Annotated in this window: 7 protein-coding genes, 1 pseudogene and 1 CRISPR repeat array (1 of these 9 only partly in view); all 8 genes and pseudogenes read right to left on the bottom strand. The window is 48.6% G+C overall.

Going from position 1 to position 15,578, the window contains the following annotated elements:
* A CRISPR array of direct repeats spans positions 1–669; the repeat unit is 47 nt; unit sequence GTTGTGATTAGCAAAAAATTGATTACCTTTGCAGAGACATCAACAGC; it reaches 2,144 nt to the left of the window's first position.
* A 114-nt stretch (positions 670–783) separates the two neighbouring features.
* Positions 784–1,119, bottom strand: a complete 336-nt coding sequence (gene cas2, locus FYJ73_RS01090; protein WP_154532769.1) for a CRISPR-associated endonuclease Cas2 — start codon at positions 1,117–1,119, stop codon at positions 784–786.
* The gene (gene cas1 / locus FYJ73_RS01085; protein ID WP_154532767.1) at positions 1,116–2,051 is read right to left on the bottom strand and encodes a type II CRISPR-associated endonuclease Cas1; all 936 of its coding nucleotides are present in this window, start codon (positions 2,049–2,051) and stop codon (positions 1,116–1,118) included. The genes cas2 and cas1 overlap by 4 nt, the downstream gene beginning before the upstream one ends.
* An 18-nt stretch (positions 2,052–2,069) precedes the next feature.
* A complete protein-coding gene (cas9, locus tag FYJ73_RS01080) occupies positions 2,070–6,581 on the bottom strand; it encodes a type II CRISPR RNA-guided endonuclease Cas9 (protein WP_154532765.1) in 4,512 nt (1,503 codons plus the stop codon).
* A 45-nt stretch (positions 6,582–6,626) separates the two neighbouring features.
* The gene (locus tag FYJ73_RS01075; RefSeq protein ID WP_206081658.1) at positions 6,627–6,935 is read right to left on the bottom strand and encodes a hypothetical protein; all 309 of its coding nucleotides are present in this window, start codon (positions 6,933–6,935) and stop codon (positions 6,627–6,629) included.
* A gap of 392 nt (positions 6,936–7,327) precedes the next feature.
* Positions 7,328–7,438: pseudogene (locus FYJ73_RS01070) on the bottom strand (type II toxin-antitoxin system YafQ family toxin); the annotation flags it as partial.
* 25 nt (positions 7,439–7,463) lie between these two features.
* Positions 7,464–7,742 (bottom strand): toxin-antitoxin system protein, encoded by a 279-nt coding sequence (locus FYJ73_RS01065; protein WP_206081657.1) that lies wholly within the window; start codon positions 7,740–7,742, stop codon positions 7,464–7,466.
* Between the two features lie 330 nt (positions 7,743–8,072).
* Positions 8,073–12,488, bottom strand: coding sequence for a pectinesterase family protein (locus FYJ73_RS01060; protein WP_154532761.1), 4,416 nt, complete (start codon positions 12,486–12,488; stop codon positions 8,073–8,075).
* A gap of 315 nt (positions 12,489–12,803) precedes the next feature.
* On the bottom strand, positions 12,804–15,464 hold the full coding sequence (gene alaS / locus FYJ73_RS01055; protein WP_154532759.1) for an alanine--tRNA ligase: 2,661 nt from the start codon (positions 15,462–15,464) through the stop codon (positions 12,804–12,806).
* Positions 15,465–15,578 lie beyond the last annotated feature (114 nt).

Raw genomic sequence — 15,578 nt, 5'->3', positions numbered from 1 at the left:
ATTGAGAGCGTTGTGATTAGCAAAAAATTGATTACCTTTGCAGAGACATCAACAGCCAAAGGAACTGATCACCGCGCCGGTCATTGTTGTGATTAGCAAAAAATTGATTACCTTTGCAGAGACATCAACAGCAAGCGGGGGCGGCAACAAAGACCGCTCCCGGTTGTGATTAGCAAAAAATTGATTACCTTTGCAGAGACATCAACAGCTATGAAATTTACAGGACACGGCGAGTTAGTTGTGATTAGCAAAAAATTGATTACCTTTGCAGAGACATCAACAGCTGTGATACAGCAATTCCAAGGGAAAAAGGGGTTGTGATTAGCAAAAAATTGATTACCTTTGCAGAGACATCAACAGCTCCGCCTACCAGCATGTAAGGCTTTCCTTCGTTGTGATTAGCAAAAAATTGATTACCTTTGCAGAGACATCAACAGCTATCGTGGGTGGAAGTGATCAAGGCGAGCTGTTGTGATTAGCAAAAAATTGATTACCTTTGCAGAGACATCAACAGCAGCGCATCGAGAAGTTGCGCACGGCATCCTGTTGTGATTAGCAAAAAATTGATTACCTTTGCAGAGACATCAACAGCGTGCACTTCTAAGCTTGGGAGGTGCTTTTTGTTGTGATTAGCAAAAAATTGATTACCTTTGCAGAGACATCAACAGCTCAAATGTTTTAATGCGTTGAACAATAAAGAGTTAATACAAAGAGTAGAAAAGAAAAAGCGGAGTTGATGAAGGAAGGGATTCTCGCTTGTGGGTGGGAATCCCTTTTGTATTTCTAAAAGAGCTCAAGCTGCTGGTAGGGTTGAGCCGTATTTTTCTCTTGTTTACATATGAATAGCTGAATGTCGCCGAACTGTTTGTCGGTGATGCAAAGAATGCCTACATTGCCGTACTTAGGTAAGATGGACTTCACACGGCGAATATGTACCAGTGCATTGTCCATGCTAGGGCAGTGACGCAGGTAGATAGAGAACTGAAACATGGTGAAACCATCACCCATGATGTGCTTTCTGAAAAGGGCGGCATCTTTGCGTTGTTGGACGGTTTCTGTAGGCAAGTCGTAAAGTACTAATACCCACATGACACGATATTCGTTAAGTCGGGTTTTCATGGAAACGAAGGATAAGCGATTTTTCTCGATTCTCCACTAAAGCATTTGGCTAGGCTCGCAGTCGTTTGGGCCACGGCCACCATGAGAGGACTTCTTTTGCCACCAATCTTCACGTCTACTGTTGGTATTGAGAGAAGATCACGTTTAATTTCTTTTTTTAGCTCTTCTATTTGTTCATTCTTTGCCATGATGTCGAGGACTGTTTGGTCGACGAAGGGACGATAGGGTTCCATGATGTCGTCGGCAAGGCAATAAGCGTCGTATTTGTTGTGATGATGGATGCCCATCACTGGCAATAATCCGCTAATGACTAAAGAGCGTGCGACGACAGCACGTAGGATAGAGTAGCCATAGTTGAGCAGATTGTTGGGTGGAAGACCATCCTGCCCTCTGATGAAGTCAGGAATGTCGGGGAAGATATTCTTCCAGTAATAGGCTGCGGCCAAAGCTTCTTGGTTGTCGCTGTCACCACTCTTAACCCGATCGGCACACACATGCATATATGCTATGGACTTGGAAGTACGCGTGCCGATGAGATAAGCCTGATTTTCGATCTTTCTTTTGACGGTTTGCTGCCATAACTGCTTTTTTAGAGGGAGAGTAGCCTCCAGTTGATAACGAACTCGCTCATTGAATGTTGTGTTACTCATCATTGGCAACATTAGTCCAAAGGGAAGATGATGTTCATCACAAGAGATGATGACTGTGCAATTAGCCATCAAGGCCGTTACGAGTCCATGTGTCAGCGTGATCTGCCGGTTGTCAAGTACGATGATTCCCAAGTCCTCTATCGGGAGAGTAGTTATAGAGCTATTCTTCAAGACAGTCGGCAGATTGCTTTGTTTCTCCACCTCGGGCAACTTGATGACAAGTTGCCCGTTGGCGAGAGATAAATAAGCAGGATTTCCAAAATAAAGGGTTTTCTTAATCATAGGCTGTTATTTTTTTTCTCAGATACTGATGTGTCCGAGACGATCAACTTTCAGCTTGATACATGTGGTCTTTATCATGATGCCATCCAAGGAACGTTCCATCTTGTTGAGTGGACCATATTCTATTTTGTCACTAATCATACATGCAGAACAATATGGAACAAAATAGCTGCGTGCCACTGAGCATGACACCATCTTATAGATACGGTTCTCATCCAAAGGCAGGGCAACATGTTCGCCTTCTTGGGGCAAGTAGACGAGATCGCCCGGTGAGAGAACAAACAGCAACTTGTCGCCCTTGGCATTCATAGCTGGGGCAACATCCATCTTGTTTTTCTTTCTCTCAATTGCCATGTTGAGTGGAATACTCTCAAAAGAGCGCTTGCCTTCATTGTCGGCATAAACGGCATAGAAGAGGTTCGTACCCTTGTCTGCTTCCACGAACTTTTTATTCTTAAAGCCGGCTGTCCCTATGTTGAATTTTAATCCGATGGTCTCTTTTTCCCTTACCTTATAGATGGGCTTATGGGACTTCCCGCCATTGAGCTCTGTCAGATGTTCGTTCATCTCGTCAATTCCTTCCGGAGAGAAAGCGGCAGCACAATCGTATCTACCCTTGTCATCGATATAGTGTTCCAGATGGCGTTTGAGAATAGACTGTATGCCCGTATCAGTTACCTTCTCAATATCTTTTTCGGTGAAAGTACTGTCAAGGGCCACTCTTGATGCGGTATAGTTGGGCTGAGCAGGAACGATTCTCATTTCTAGCGTGTTGAAGTTGATGCCATTGATCAGATAGTCTCTCGCTTTGAAGTATTTCAGAAGCGTGGCGTTGTCCACATGACCATGATACGTTTCGTTGATGATGTGTCGGATTACTTTTCTGGCTTTTGCATTGCAAATGGCATTGATGTCTTCCAGTGCTAGTTTAAGTTTTACTTTTTTCTTCTCTGGCATGTAAAGAGCACCAGAAACGGTTGCCTTGTGTAGTGACTTCCTTATAGCCCAATGGTCGCCTTTCGTTTGTCGGTCTAGAACCTTTTTGCCGTTGCTATAGTGCCAATAGCGGTTGGAGGTCTGTGTGATGATTCTGTTATTCTGCTTGAAACTCACGACAGTATGGTCGAGAGTAGTGTGTGCATCCTGTGTGAATGTACACCAGGGCTTTTTTATTGTCCATTGGTAGTTGCCACTGCCATCAGCGTTCTTATTCTTGAAGCATACAGCGTTTCTTAAATCATGGCGTGCCTCTGTGTCTGCACCTGAAGCATTGTTGAGATAGTTGACGATGTTGCGAGTGGTGCATGCAATGACGATAGCATCCATGGCATGATGGCGATGGTCTATGCGTTTCTTGCTGAATCCCTTGGAGAGAGCCAATGGGATGTTGATTTGGAAATAGCGCTTACCCTCTTTGCATACCCACTGGCCATAGTCTGTGGAGTGAGTAATGGCATTCATGCGCTCAAAGCGTGGAGCTACGATGTCGTTCCAAACATCATTTAAGCCCCAGTCTTTCTTTAACCGGTCTGTGATAGCCCCATTGCATGCAATGACATTCTTAGATACGGCACTATCGTCTTTGTGCTCCTCTCTCACAAGATGTGAGAATATATCCAAAGCCTTACGAGCCATATAACGAGTGTCGTTAAGCTGCTTGCTGATGAAACTGTCAGGAATGTCATCAAGCAGCAGGTTGCGCATCTTGCGCTTGTTGGAGGAATAGTGGCTTTTGACAAATTCCTCATACTGTACAGTATCGAGGATCTTGTATTGACGCCCACCAGTACCTTTTACAATCATTCCGCCTTTGGACTTGATGAATTCGTAAGCGAGCATACTGCCTTTTTCGCGATTTACCTCCGTTTCGCAGATGACTTTATTGTTTAGTGAATCATCGAAATATCGTGCTTGGGGGATGACATGCTCAATCTCGTATTCCGATGTAAAGAGCCGGGATAGAGAGATGGGCTGGCCTGTGTAGGGGGATTGATACTTTTGTTCCAGCCAAAGTTTATAACGCAGCATGTCGCTTCTGCTTGCGCCTTTGTTCTTGTCTCCAATGTGGTCAATGATGGTCTGGATGTCGTCGGGAATGTTGTCGGTGCTGTCAAGCACTCCTTGCTCGTAGATCTTTAGCAACTCCTGCTGACTGGGTGATTGTGGTCTGACGTTGTCGATATGAAATTCTGGATCAGCAAACTCCTGGAGCATGCACCGGATACGCAGGTTGGTTTGCTGGTTGGTAAGCATGGCACTGTTGGCCTTTTGGCGTTGGGCTTTATTCTGTTTCAGGTCACGCCCCATCTCTATATGTACCTCTTCAGGCTTACCATATTGTTTCCAAACATCTCGTACGACACGCAGAGACTCTGTCAAGACACTTTCCACAACTGGGTTGCGGAGAGAACCTTGACGTAGTTCACTCTTCAGATAGTTGTCAATGTCTTCGGGTGATGACCAACGTCCTGTGTCTATGGCTTCAGAGTGGCGATTGTAAACCACATAACAGACTTTCCATACAGGCAGGAACTGATATTTTTCTATCTGGTCTAATCCCTGACATTTCTCACGTACACTATTGCTGATGTTGTCATCGGCTTCACCTGTGATCAGATGTTCGATCCTCTGTAAAGTGCGTGAATCAATTCCTTCTACGTTCCAGTAGCGTCCGGTACGCATCAAGGGTAACATCTTTTTAATAGCTTTCTCGGAGTAACTGGCGTAGGAGTTATCAAATGGTTTGAACGTCATGAAGGCGTTGACAAAGCTTTCGCTATCCAGACTGTACTTTTCTGCAAAGTGACAAAGAGCTTTTTCCAATTCATATCGGTCGTCGACAGAGTAGAGAATGTGCCAGAGGTTCTCCTCTTGCCCAGTTGAGAGCGATGGCGCTCCATCAACATTCTTCAGTGCCTGACAAATATCGTGATGAGTACTGCAAAGGGGATAGGTGTGCTTGTCGTCATCGACATAATTCCATCGATAGTCCTTTGTCTTCTTCCCAAGATGGAAGGCAGGATATGCCAGTAACTGTTTCTGTGTGATGTCGCTCTTCTGTTTCATCCAGTCGAAGAGGTCGCAATAGTCCTCGGGGGTTGAAAGGAACTGGTTGGTGACATCAACATCTAACTTCAACTTCCCATCCTCCTCCTTTTGCTCACGAAGAAAGATTCTCAGATTTTGTATAAACTGCCAGAGTCGAAATTCTTGAAAGAGAGGATTGGAGCGTGGCGTACATTTGATGGGGCGATGCTTCCAAACTCCATCTTTGTCTCTATAAGGGTAGAACTCTAAAGGACAGTCGGCAATGAGACTCTTCTTGCTCTTCAGAGGGCGCTGATAGAAAATAATATCATCGACGAAGAGGCGTGTGAAGTCCTGGTCATTCAAGGCCTTGCGGTGCGCTTCGTTATTTTGGTAGAGTTCAGAAATACATTGTGACAGTAGATCCTTGTCACGCAACTCGGGTATATACTCTTTCTGTTTGTCAAGAATGATCCGCAGCTCCTCTTTATAATATTTGCGTTCAATGGTATGCACATACTTTCCCCGTATCTTGTCTTCGGGATGTTCCATCAAATGATCATAGATGTATGCTCCTACTGTGACATGTTCATTGTTGATGATGGATTCTGTGCGCTTTTTCCTCAGTGTCCAGTCATTGGGGTCGGGAGCTGTAATTTTGTAGAGTTGCTCACCATTCTCGTCAAGTTTGGGTGAACCGTCTTTCTTTACCTGATAGGTGATGATGCACTCTACTTTATCGCCGATGTGACAGGGTGCTTCTTTCCAAGTACGGTTTTGTACTTTCCCATTAGTAAAATGTATTAAATACCAGTTATAGCCTTTCTTCTTATTATTTGGCCCTGTTTCTTCTACATTAGACACTTCCAACACGTCGTAGACTTGATTGTCGTTGGTAGCGGTCTCTTCTTCTTTCCCACGTAGTTGGTAATAACCGCGTTTCGTATTGAAGTTGAGAATGATCCAAGCCAATTCTTCTTTGCTGATGGATTGCGATAGAGCTTTCTTACGCAGATAATAGATAGTCCAGTCGTAAGGTATCTTTTTGCCGTTGGCAACAAGTTCTGGGTGATGGGTGCGCATATCTTCCAGCATCTCATGAAATGCGTCTTTGAAGATAAATTCATTTTTTCCTTCCTCGTTTCTCTTGTAGGGTAGCAAGGGCTCTCCGTGGTCTTTAAATTGACCTAAGTGGTTGGTAAAGTCAATGGCTTCCCTATAATGTTCTGGAAGAAAGCCTAAGATGTTCAATACGCGTAACAAACGTGAGCGGCGCAGCTCGGCTCGCTCATAAAGACGGCGCATGCCACGATAATCGGTGCGCACAGAAGCTGCCGACTGTAAGTTGCCGGTTTCATACTTGCTGATGGCATCTTGGGGCATTGGTATGATACGGCTACCGACATCAATGATTTTACCATCGTTTTGCTCTGTATCCTTTTCGACTAAAGCCCAGCCGATGCTATTTGTTCCAAGGTCAAGTCCAATAATCTTCTTGTTCATGTTAGAATATGATTGTGTTTCGGAGGCAAAAATACAAAAAATATATTAAAGGACTTGCATTGAATCTTTTTTTTTATTATCTTTGCCACATAATTTTTTGCTAATCACAATAAGGATGATTCCGTTGTGAAAACATTTGAGGGCGGCGCAAGTCGCCCATTTTTTTACTCTCTTCCATTTCGTCTTTTTCTCTGACCTTCTATTTTTGCGGACACGGATATTGAGGCCTTGACGGGAAGATGACAGGCGAGTGCCTTGGAGAACATAATAAGAAGTCTTAGAAGGCTTTTCGATGAGGTCGCCAGCGATGCTGTTGGGGATGACCACAGTAGCTTCCGGACCTAATTCTCCCATGGCGTTGGCAGCTCGGACAGAGTAGGTCTTGGCTTTGCCGTCGACAGAGAGACTGGTGGCGGTGGTGAAGTCCAGCAACTTGCCGTCGGCAAAGACCGCATAGGCGGTGGCACCTTGGCTTGGATCCCATGAAAGGATGCCGGCGACGAGTTGTGATTAGAAAAAAATTGATTACCTTTGCAGAGACAGCAACAGCCTTACGGTTGTTTATACTTAACTTTCTCAAGTGAATAATTAGAGACATATAAGTACATAAAAATATCGAAAGGCTTCTGTTGGTCTCGGGAAATCAGTATCTTTGTATTTTATGATGGTCAGTTCGATGAATTCTTCCGTGCTGATGATTATTCTTCGAAAATGATAGGAGTCCGGAGATGCTGTGGCGGTGGTTTCTAACGTTTCCGTCCGCTACCAAACAAATCAGAATGGGAACCCAGTCGGAGAAGTCCTATTATATCCCCTTCTATCCATATGAGTAAAATATCACTTTGTACATGGCATTCCCAACAATTGTCTGATGTAGCTTCTTTATATCCCTGCTGACTTTAGCATAGCTTCTACACTGGTAAGGTCCACGTAGTCATTGTCATCAGAGATGCCCTTTTCAATCACGTCCGCATGATGGCGGGCTTCATCCATTGCTGCTTTTGTTTCTTCATTAGGTGCTTCCACAGCTTCCTTGAGCAAACTCTCAACATAATTGTTAAGACTGCTGTGAGCCTCTTTGGCTCGTTTCTTTAGAGTCTCTATCAGCTCATTGTCAAAACGGAAAGAAGTCGGACGCCTTATAGTTGTAGTATTTCCCATATCAATAATTGTTTTATGCAAAAATAGGAAAAATCATTGTATTATGCAAATCTTCTATTGATAATTAGTTGTGTTGTTGAAGATGGTATTGAGAATTCTTTCAATGCATAGTCTTTGGGTAAGTCGTTGTAGGCTGCCAATCTGTTCTTTGCATCTTAACCTAAAATAGCATAGGCGAGCCCCAGGGCTCGCCTAATTGTGAAGGGAGGTATGTGGTCACCTCCTTATTATCCTGACCAACCTATATATATCCAAATCATGATTCGACTCAATATCGGATTCTCATCTTATGCCCTTTGCTTATCTATTGTTTTTTATCCTTTTGCTTTTTCACCTTTTCACGATGATCTTCTGTGCCTTGTGTCCGGCTCCTTGGTAGTTGCGGACGCGGATGTTGAGACCTTGGCGGGGAGATGACAGACGAGTGCCTTGGAGAGCATAGTAATATGTTTGGGAAGGCTTTTCGATGAGGTTGTCCGCGATGCTATTCGTGATGTTTACTGTTGCTTGAGGTCCCAGTCCGCCCATAGCATTGGCAGCTCGGACAGAGTAGGTCTTGGCTTTGCCATCGACAGAGAGACTGGTGGCAGTAGTGAAGTCCAGCAACTTGCCGTCGGCAAAAACAGCGTAGGCGGTGGCACCTTGGCTTGCGTCCCATGAGAGAATGCCAGCGGAGAGGTTGACACCTGTAACGGTCAACTGTGTGGCGAGAGCCTTGGGGTCCCAGTTGGTGAACATCTTGTCGTAGTCATAGGCAGCGGCTTGCGTGGCAGAGAGGATGGTCTCTATGTTGCCACCATAAGATGCGATGACGTTGCTGGCGGGAGTGATGTCCTGCCCGGCAGCATTCTTTGTGCCGTATTCGCCAAAGACCTTCGGGTCGGTGTTGTTCATACCTTTCTGTGTCCACCGTGAAGAGACGATGGTGGCAGCGGCATTGTCGTCAAGGGTGGTGTTGAGGAACACGCAAATGGGTTTGCCTTGCCATGTGCGGCCATAGTTCCAGTCACCCTTGCCCTTGGCCAAATCCACGATGGAGCAGTCGTCAAAGACATATCCGTAGTTGGTTGTGGTTGTGGGGGCTGTGATGGTGCGTCCGCCTTCACCTTTGGCATTACGCGGTTCGAGTGAAAGCGTGGTGTGCTGGAAGCGTACGTCACCGCCACCGCAGATGAAGTCTACGGTGCCGTGGATGTCGCAATCCTCGAAGTAGCTCTGCATAGCATTGTTCTGACTGTAGTAGGTATCCTGATAAGAGAGCATCTTGACATTGCGGAAGATGGTGCGGTCGCCACGGTCCTGCCATACGGCGGCACGTCCGGCAGCACCTGCACCATAGTAGTCGAGCGCGTTTTTCAGTGTGAGATCCTGCAGGTAGAGATCCTTTTTGGTGTTGAGGAACAGGTCAGCTTTGCCGAGCCCTTCGACGGAAGCATCCGGAGCGGTGACGATGATCGTGCTGTCAGTGCTCTGTCCGATGAGTGAGAGTTTGTCGATGGGCAACTCTTGCTCGGTGGCCTTGCCTAAGTTGTAGACACCGTTGGGCAGGAATACTTTTGTGCGTGAGGAGGCGTCACCGTAGGCAGCGATCATGTCGAAGATGTTGAGCAGACTGCTGGCACTGCCTGCATCTGCCACATAGTAATCCTCATGGTTCTTGGCAATATCGCCGCTGCCCATGTTGATGACGGTAAGGGCATGGAGATACACCTCACCGTCGGGAAAAGACAGCGACAGATGATCAGCCTTACCGGTATAGCGGATGGCAGTGCGGGTGCCGTCGGTAGTGGGGATGGCTATGGTTCCGAGAGTGTTGCCTTTGGAGTCGGAGAGTGTCAAGGCCGTCTTGCTATATTTGCAGGCTTCCACGATGACGATGGCGTTGCCCATGACGGGCAATGTGATGGAGCCCGGCTTGAAATAAAGACCATGCTGAGCGCCATTGTAGCTGTAGGCTGACAGAGGCAGAAAGCCCTCGTGATCCTCGGCATAGAAATACTTATCTTTCAAGTTATAAGCATGCCGCTCGTTGGGCTCATCGTTCTCGATGTCCGTGACCAGGGCATAGAGGTTGAGCGCTTTCTCGTCTACTGTGGTGGCGGCGTTGGCCTTTTCCTCACCATCGGCTTTGAAGAGCCAGCCACGGAATTTGCTGCCCGAAGGCACGGTGACAGCTGCGCCGTCGTTGAGTTTGTTGATTGGGTCGCCTTTCTCGACAGCCTGCTTGGCGATCACCTTGTCATCGGTGTCGTGGTAGAGGACAGTATAGTCAGGTTTCCAAACGAAGTGAACGATATAGGTCTTGACAGTTCCAGTCGTGGCGAGTGTCACGGGAATGGTGACATCGCAGGCTGGCTTGCTGCTGTTGACATCGCTGGATACCTCTTTATAAGTGATGGTGCCAATAGTACCATTACCCACAGTAGTGGTGATGGCATTAGAGGCACTGACCATATCAGACCTTTTGCTCACCTCTACAGTGCCCTCATAGTTGCCATTGGCATTTTCGGTAAAAAAGTCCTCTGCGGTGTACTCCTTGCCGTAGGCGGAAAAGGAGGCGAGAGAAGGCTGATTGCCCGTGCTCACATTGCCGTAGATGTCGAGTTGGAAGAGATAAGCATTTTGTGAAGCGTTGAGATTGGTGAAGCGCAGTTGACAGTTGGTGCGGTTGACATCCACTTCGACATCTGTGCCTTGTTGCGTAGCAGCTACGGCATTGCTCAGCACTGTCCAGTCTGTGTCGCCGTCGCCTTTAGCCTCCAATTTCCAACCACGATTGCTGCCCGTGGCTCCATGGCGAAAGTGCACACGGGTGATGCTGGCCAGTGGAGAGGTGATGACATATGGATCAGCGCTTTTGCTACACATCAGATAGCCGCCCGTCCAGTTGGGGAACTTATTTGTGTTTTGGTTGGTGGAACAGATCTGTGTGTCGAAGATGGAAAAGGTGAGCGTCTCATGGCTATACTTCGTTGATTGCGTCACCGTCGTTTCTGTCGTGCTGGCCTTGGCATCTGTCCAGTCGGTGAAAGTCGTAGAGTAGAGGGCTTTCTCGGTTTTGGTGTCGGAAGACGTATTGGTATCTGATGGTGATACCCGCTCCACGATTTTCCCGGAGTAATAGTCTAATCCGTCGGCCTTCGTGCAAGTGGGATAATATTCATCGACATTGGTGATGGCATCCTTGTTTTCAGCCTTCATGATATACTCTACGAGTGAGTTGGCATAGACTTCCAGATTGGTATAATAGCCTTTCGCGTCCAATGTGTATGTGTTGGCATCGCTGGCATCGTCGGGATTGAGGCCGTTGGCTTTCTCCCAGACGTTTGGCATGCCGTCGCCGTCGCTGTCGAAGTCAGCAGCCCGTTTGCCGGTGGGGAAGTTGGCCTCAGTATAACCATCTACATCGCTGACCTTGTCAATGAGACCCTTGATGCCTGTCACAGAGCCTGTATAGGTCGATGCACCATTCTTGGCCTCTGTCATATAGCGGTTGTCCACATCGTCGCGGAAGAGCGAGGCACCGCCATAGGCCATGATCTTGCTGTAGGCATTCTCGGCGGAGTGGGTTGTCACCTCGCCGGTAGGAGCCACGGCCTTGTCGAGTTTGATGCGCACGCAGGGGATGCCTTGGGCATTGTTGACGTGCTCCACATCCTTACCATAGGCGTAGAGTGAGTCTTTGGTGTATTCCTCACCATTGATGGTCTGCACACCCTCGTCATACTTCACGCCCTTCCAGTCGTAGTCGGCTCCATATACTTTGCCCTTGCTGTCCTTAGCGTCGACATAGTTGCCGCTGATATAGTATCGGCTGGTCATGTCGAGATAGGTTTTCTCGTCGGCAGATGTCGTGCTGTTGGCGATGGACACAGTGGTGATACGGTTTTTGTTTTTCACCTCGGGCGTAGCCTTATAGTAGTTGTTCACCATATTGATGTAGCCGCCCCCGGGGCCGCCATAGCATCCTCCCGTGCCCCAGTCGAAGATGAGGCAGTTGCGGAAGTCGACATTCTCGGCTTGCACGGCATTGGGCCATTTGTAGGTGGAGAAGAGGCTGTTGGCGGTGTATCCCGTCCAGTTGTAGCGTGCGCCATTGAAGCGTGGGGCGCGGTTGGCCACGTGGGCGATCATGTTGTGGTGGAAGCTGGCGAGTTTGCCGCCCCAGATGCCGCCATAGCCGTGAGCCCCTTTGTCGTGTCCGGCATTGTTGAGGCTTTCGCCGAGTGTACACCACTGCATGGTGAAGTTGTTGTTGTCGTAGAAAGATCCCACCTCGTCGATGCTCCACGACAGTGAGCAGTGGTCGAGGATGAGCCCGTTGAGGTTCTTGCCCCAGCAGGCGTCAGCACCGTCGTCGCATTCCTTTTCCTGTCCGCGTCTGACACGTATGAACCGGATGATGTTGTTGTCGCCGGGTCTGACGGTATAGTACCGGAGCGTGATGCCGGGGTAGGGGGCTGTCTGTCCGAGAATGGTGGTGTTGGCACCAATCTTCAGTTCAGATGACAATGGGATGACACCGCCCACATCGAAGACGACGATTTTCTTGTCGGTACCTTTTACGGCGGCCCGCAGTGATCCGGTTCCGGAGTCGTTGAGATTGGTTACATGCACGACCTTGCCTCCACGTCCGCCGGTGACATAGCGACCGTTGCCCTCTGCGCCGGGAAATGCCGGAGCCTGTGCCCATGTGGTGGCACAAAGACCTAAGGCAGCGATGGTTAGTAATGGTTTACTGTTCATACGTAATAGTTGGTTTAGTATAAAATGGTTAAATGATTCTCTTTTTATCGCTGCTGCAAAAATAAAAGAAATAGTTGAGAGTGAAGGTTTTTAGATTCCGCTTCTTTTTTCTGATAACTTTTCTTCCCCTATTTCAGAACGAATGTACACCTTCGCAGGCATCACGGCTGTGGACTTATGGGGGAAACAAAAAACGCTGCCTTCCAAAATAAATTTGGAAGGCAGCGGATATCTGCGATGTGGGTTACACCTTATTATATATATAGCATGGAAGATGACCGTGCTTTATGAAATAAGACTTATCCCTTATGATTCTTACAGTTCGATGAGCTCGATGATCTTGTCCACGGCAGCAGAGAGACCGTCAGCGTTCTTGCCACCAGCTTGAGCATAGTGGGGTTGACCACCACCACCGCCCTGGATGAGCTTGGCAGCCTCGCGGATGATCTTGCCGGCATTGAGATTATGATCCTTGACGATATCATCGGAGAACATCACAGAGAGCAATGGACGGTTGTCGTGGTGCGATCCCAGCACACAGACGAGATTCTCGGGAATCTGCTCGCGTACTTTGAAGACAATGTCCTTGGCAGAGGCTGGGTCAACGGGCAATACAGCCTTGACAACCTTCACCCCGTTCACCTCCTGAGCATGCTCGGCGAGAGTCTTTGCCGTGCGGTCTACGGTCTGCTGGCGGAAGCCTTCCACCTGCTTCTTCAGTGCTGCGTTCTCAGAGATGCTCTTCTCGATGGTGGCCTTGAGATCCTTGGCATTGTTGAACAAAGCCTGGATGTCTTTCATCATATCTTCTACCTCATAGATAGCGTCCTCGCAAGCCTTACCTGTGAGGGCCTCAATACGGCGAACGCCAGCAGCCACGCTGCTCTCAGAGATGATCTTGAAGAAGCCGATGTGGCCGGTGCTCTTTACGTGGATGCCACCGCAGAACTCGCAACTCGGCCCGAAACGAACTACACGCACTTTGTCGCCGTACTTCTCACCGAAGAGGGCTACAGCACCCAGTTCCTTAGCCTCAGCCAATGGCATGTTGCGGTGCTCCTCCAACGGGATGTCCTGACGAATCATTTCGTTGACGATACGCTCCACCTTGCGCAGTTCCTCGGGAGAGACCTTCTGGAAGTGGGAGAAGTCGAAACGCAGTGTGTCGGCGTCGACATAAGATCCCTTTTGCTCCACATGATCACCGAGCACCTGCTTGAGGGCATAGTCGAGCAGGTGAGTGGCAGAGTGGTTGGCAGCAGAGCCGTTGCGCTTGTCAATATCTACGCAAGCCATGAAGTCAGCCTCCGGATTTTTTGGCATCTGCTTCACGATATGTATGCTTTGGTTGTTCTCGCGCTTGGTGTCGATGACGTTGACGGTCTCATCCTCAGAGACGAGCACGCCCTGATCGCCGACCTGACCGCCCATCTCGCCGTAGAACGGCGTGTGGTCGAGAACGACCTCGTAGAAAGTGTTCTTTTTCTGAGTAACCTTGCGGTAGCGGAGGATGTGGCACTCGTATTCAGAGTAGTCGTAGCCGACAAATTCCTGCTCGCCTTGGCGCAGCTCCACCCAGTCACCGTTCTCCACGACGGCAGCGTTGCGGGCGCGAGCCTTCTGCTTCTCCATCTCCACGTCGAAGCCTTTTTCGTCGACAGTGTAGCCGTTCTCGCGGCAGATGAGTTCCGTGAGGTCGAGTGGGAAGCCATAGGTGTCGAAGAGACGGAAGGCACTCTCACCGTCGAGTTCGGTCTTTCCGTGAGCACGCAGCTCGTCCATGTCGCCGCTGAGCAGCTGGATACCCTTGTCGAGGGTACGCAGGAAGCTGTCCTCCTCTTCTTTCATCACGCGGCTGATGAGTTCCTGCTGGGCGGGCAGCTCGGGATAAGCCTCGCCCATCTCCTGTACGAGTACGGGTATGAGCTTATAGAGGAAAGCACTCTTCTGGTCGAGGAAGGTATATGCGTAGCGGACGGCACGGCGCAGGATACGGCGGATGACATATCCAGCCTTGGCGTTGCTGGGCAACTGGCCGTCGGCGATGGAGAAGGCCACGGCACGCAGGTGGTCGGCAACCACACGCATGGCGATGTCGATCTTTTCCTGCTCGTTGGCACCCTCACCATTCTCTCCAGTCGGCGTGGTGAAGCCATATTTCTTTCCTGAGAGGTTCTCAATCTCCTTGATGATGGGCTGGAAGATATCCGTGTCGTAGTTGGAGTTCTTGTCTTGCAGCATACGCACGAGGCGCTCAAAGCCCATACCGGTATCGATGACGTGCATAGGCAGTGGTTCCAGACTGCCGTCGGCCTTGCGGTTGAACTGCATGAAGACGATATTCCAAATCTCGATGACCTGCGGGTCGTCTTTGTTGACGAGTTCGCGTCCGGGCACCTTCGCTTTCTCGCTCTCAGGGCGTGAGTCTACATGAATCTCAGAGCAGGGACCACAAGGACCGGTCTCACCCATCTCCCAGAAGTTGTCGTGCTTGTTGCCGTTGATGATGTGGTCGGCAGGCACGTGCTTGCTCCAATACTTGGCAGCCTCGTCGTCGCGCTCCAGACCTTCCGAAGGGTCGCCTTCGAAAACGGTGACATAGAGGTCAGCGGGGTTGAGGTGCAGCACGTCGACAAGATATTCCCATGCATAGTCGATGGCTCCCTCTTTGAAGTAGTCGCCGAAACTCCAGTTGCCGAGCATCTCGAACATCGTGTGGTGGTAAGTATCGTGTCCCACCTCTTCGAGGTCGTTGTGCTTACCGCTGACGCGCAGACACTTCTGCGAGTCGCAGCGACGGCGTGGATTAGGATCCTTGGTGCCAAGGATGATGTCTTTCCACTGGTTCATACCTGCATTCGTAAACATCAACGTCGGGTCGTCCTTAATAACCATTGGGGCAGACGGAACGATGACGTGTCCTTTCGACTCAAAGAACTTTTTAAATGAGTCGCGGATTTCATTTGCTGTCATCATGATGATATATGTTTTATTTGTTTCCTTTATTCTTTTGACATACAGGTGCAAAGGTACTAAAAAGATTGCAGAAATGATTCTTTTTTGTTATCTTTGCCCCAAAATAGTAAAAAT

The organism is Hallella mizrahii (assembly GCF_009695775.1).
Taxonomy (GTDB): Bacteria; Bacteroidota; Bacteroidia; order Bacteroidales; family Bacteroidaceae; genus Prevotella; species Prevotella mizrahii.
Note: the sequence above shows the minus strand (reverse complement) of the source record. Positions and strands in the feature narration are given on the sequence as shown.

What these genes read in the sequence shown, in the direction of transcription:
- cas2 (WP_154532769.1), bottom strand. Translation starts at nt 1,119, where the DNA reads ATGAAAACCCGACTTAACGAATATCGTGTCATGTGGGTATTAGTACTT.
- alaS (WP_154532759.1), bottom strand. Translation starts at nt 15,464, where the DNA reads ATGATGACAGCAAATGAAATCCGCGACTCATTTAAAAAGTTCTTTGAG.
- cas1 (WP_154532767.1), bottom strand. Translation starts at nt 2,051, where the DNA reads ATGATTAAGAAAACCCTTTATTTTGGAAATCCTGCTTATTTATCTCTC.
- FYJ73_RS01075 (WP_206081658.1), bottom strand. Translation starts at nt 6,935, where the DNA reads ATGGGAGAATTAGGTCCGGAAGCTACTGTGGTCATCCCCAACAGCATC.
- cas9 (WP_154532765.1), bottom strand. Translation starts at nt 6,581, where the DNA reads ATGAACAAGAAGATTATTGGACTTGACCTTGGAACAAATAGCATCGGC.
- FYJ73_RS01060 (WP_154532761.1), bottom strand. Translation starts at nt 12,488, where the DNA reads ATGAACAGTAAACCATTACTAACCATCGCTGCCTTAGGTCTTTGTGCC.
- FYJ73_RS01065 (WP_206081657.1), bottom strand. Translation starts at nt 7,742, where the DNA reads ATGGGAAATACTACAACTATAAGGCGTCCGACTTCTTTCCGTTTTGAC.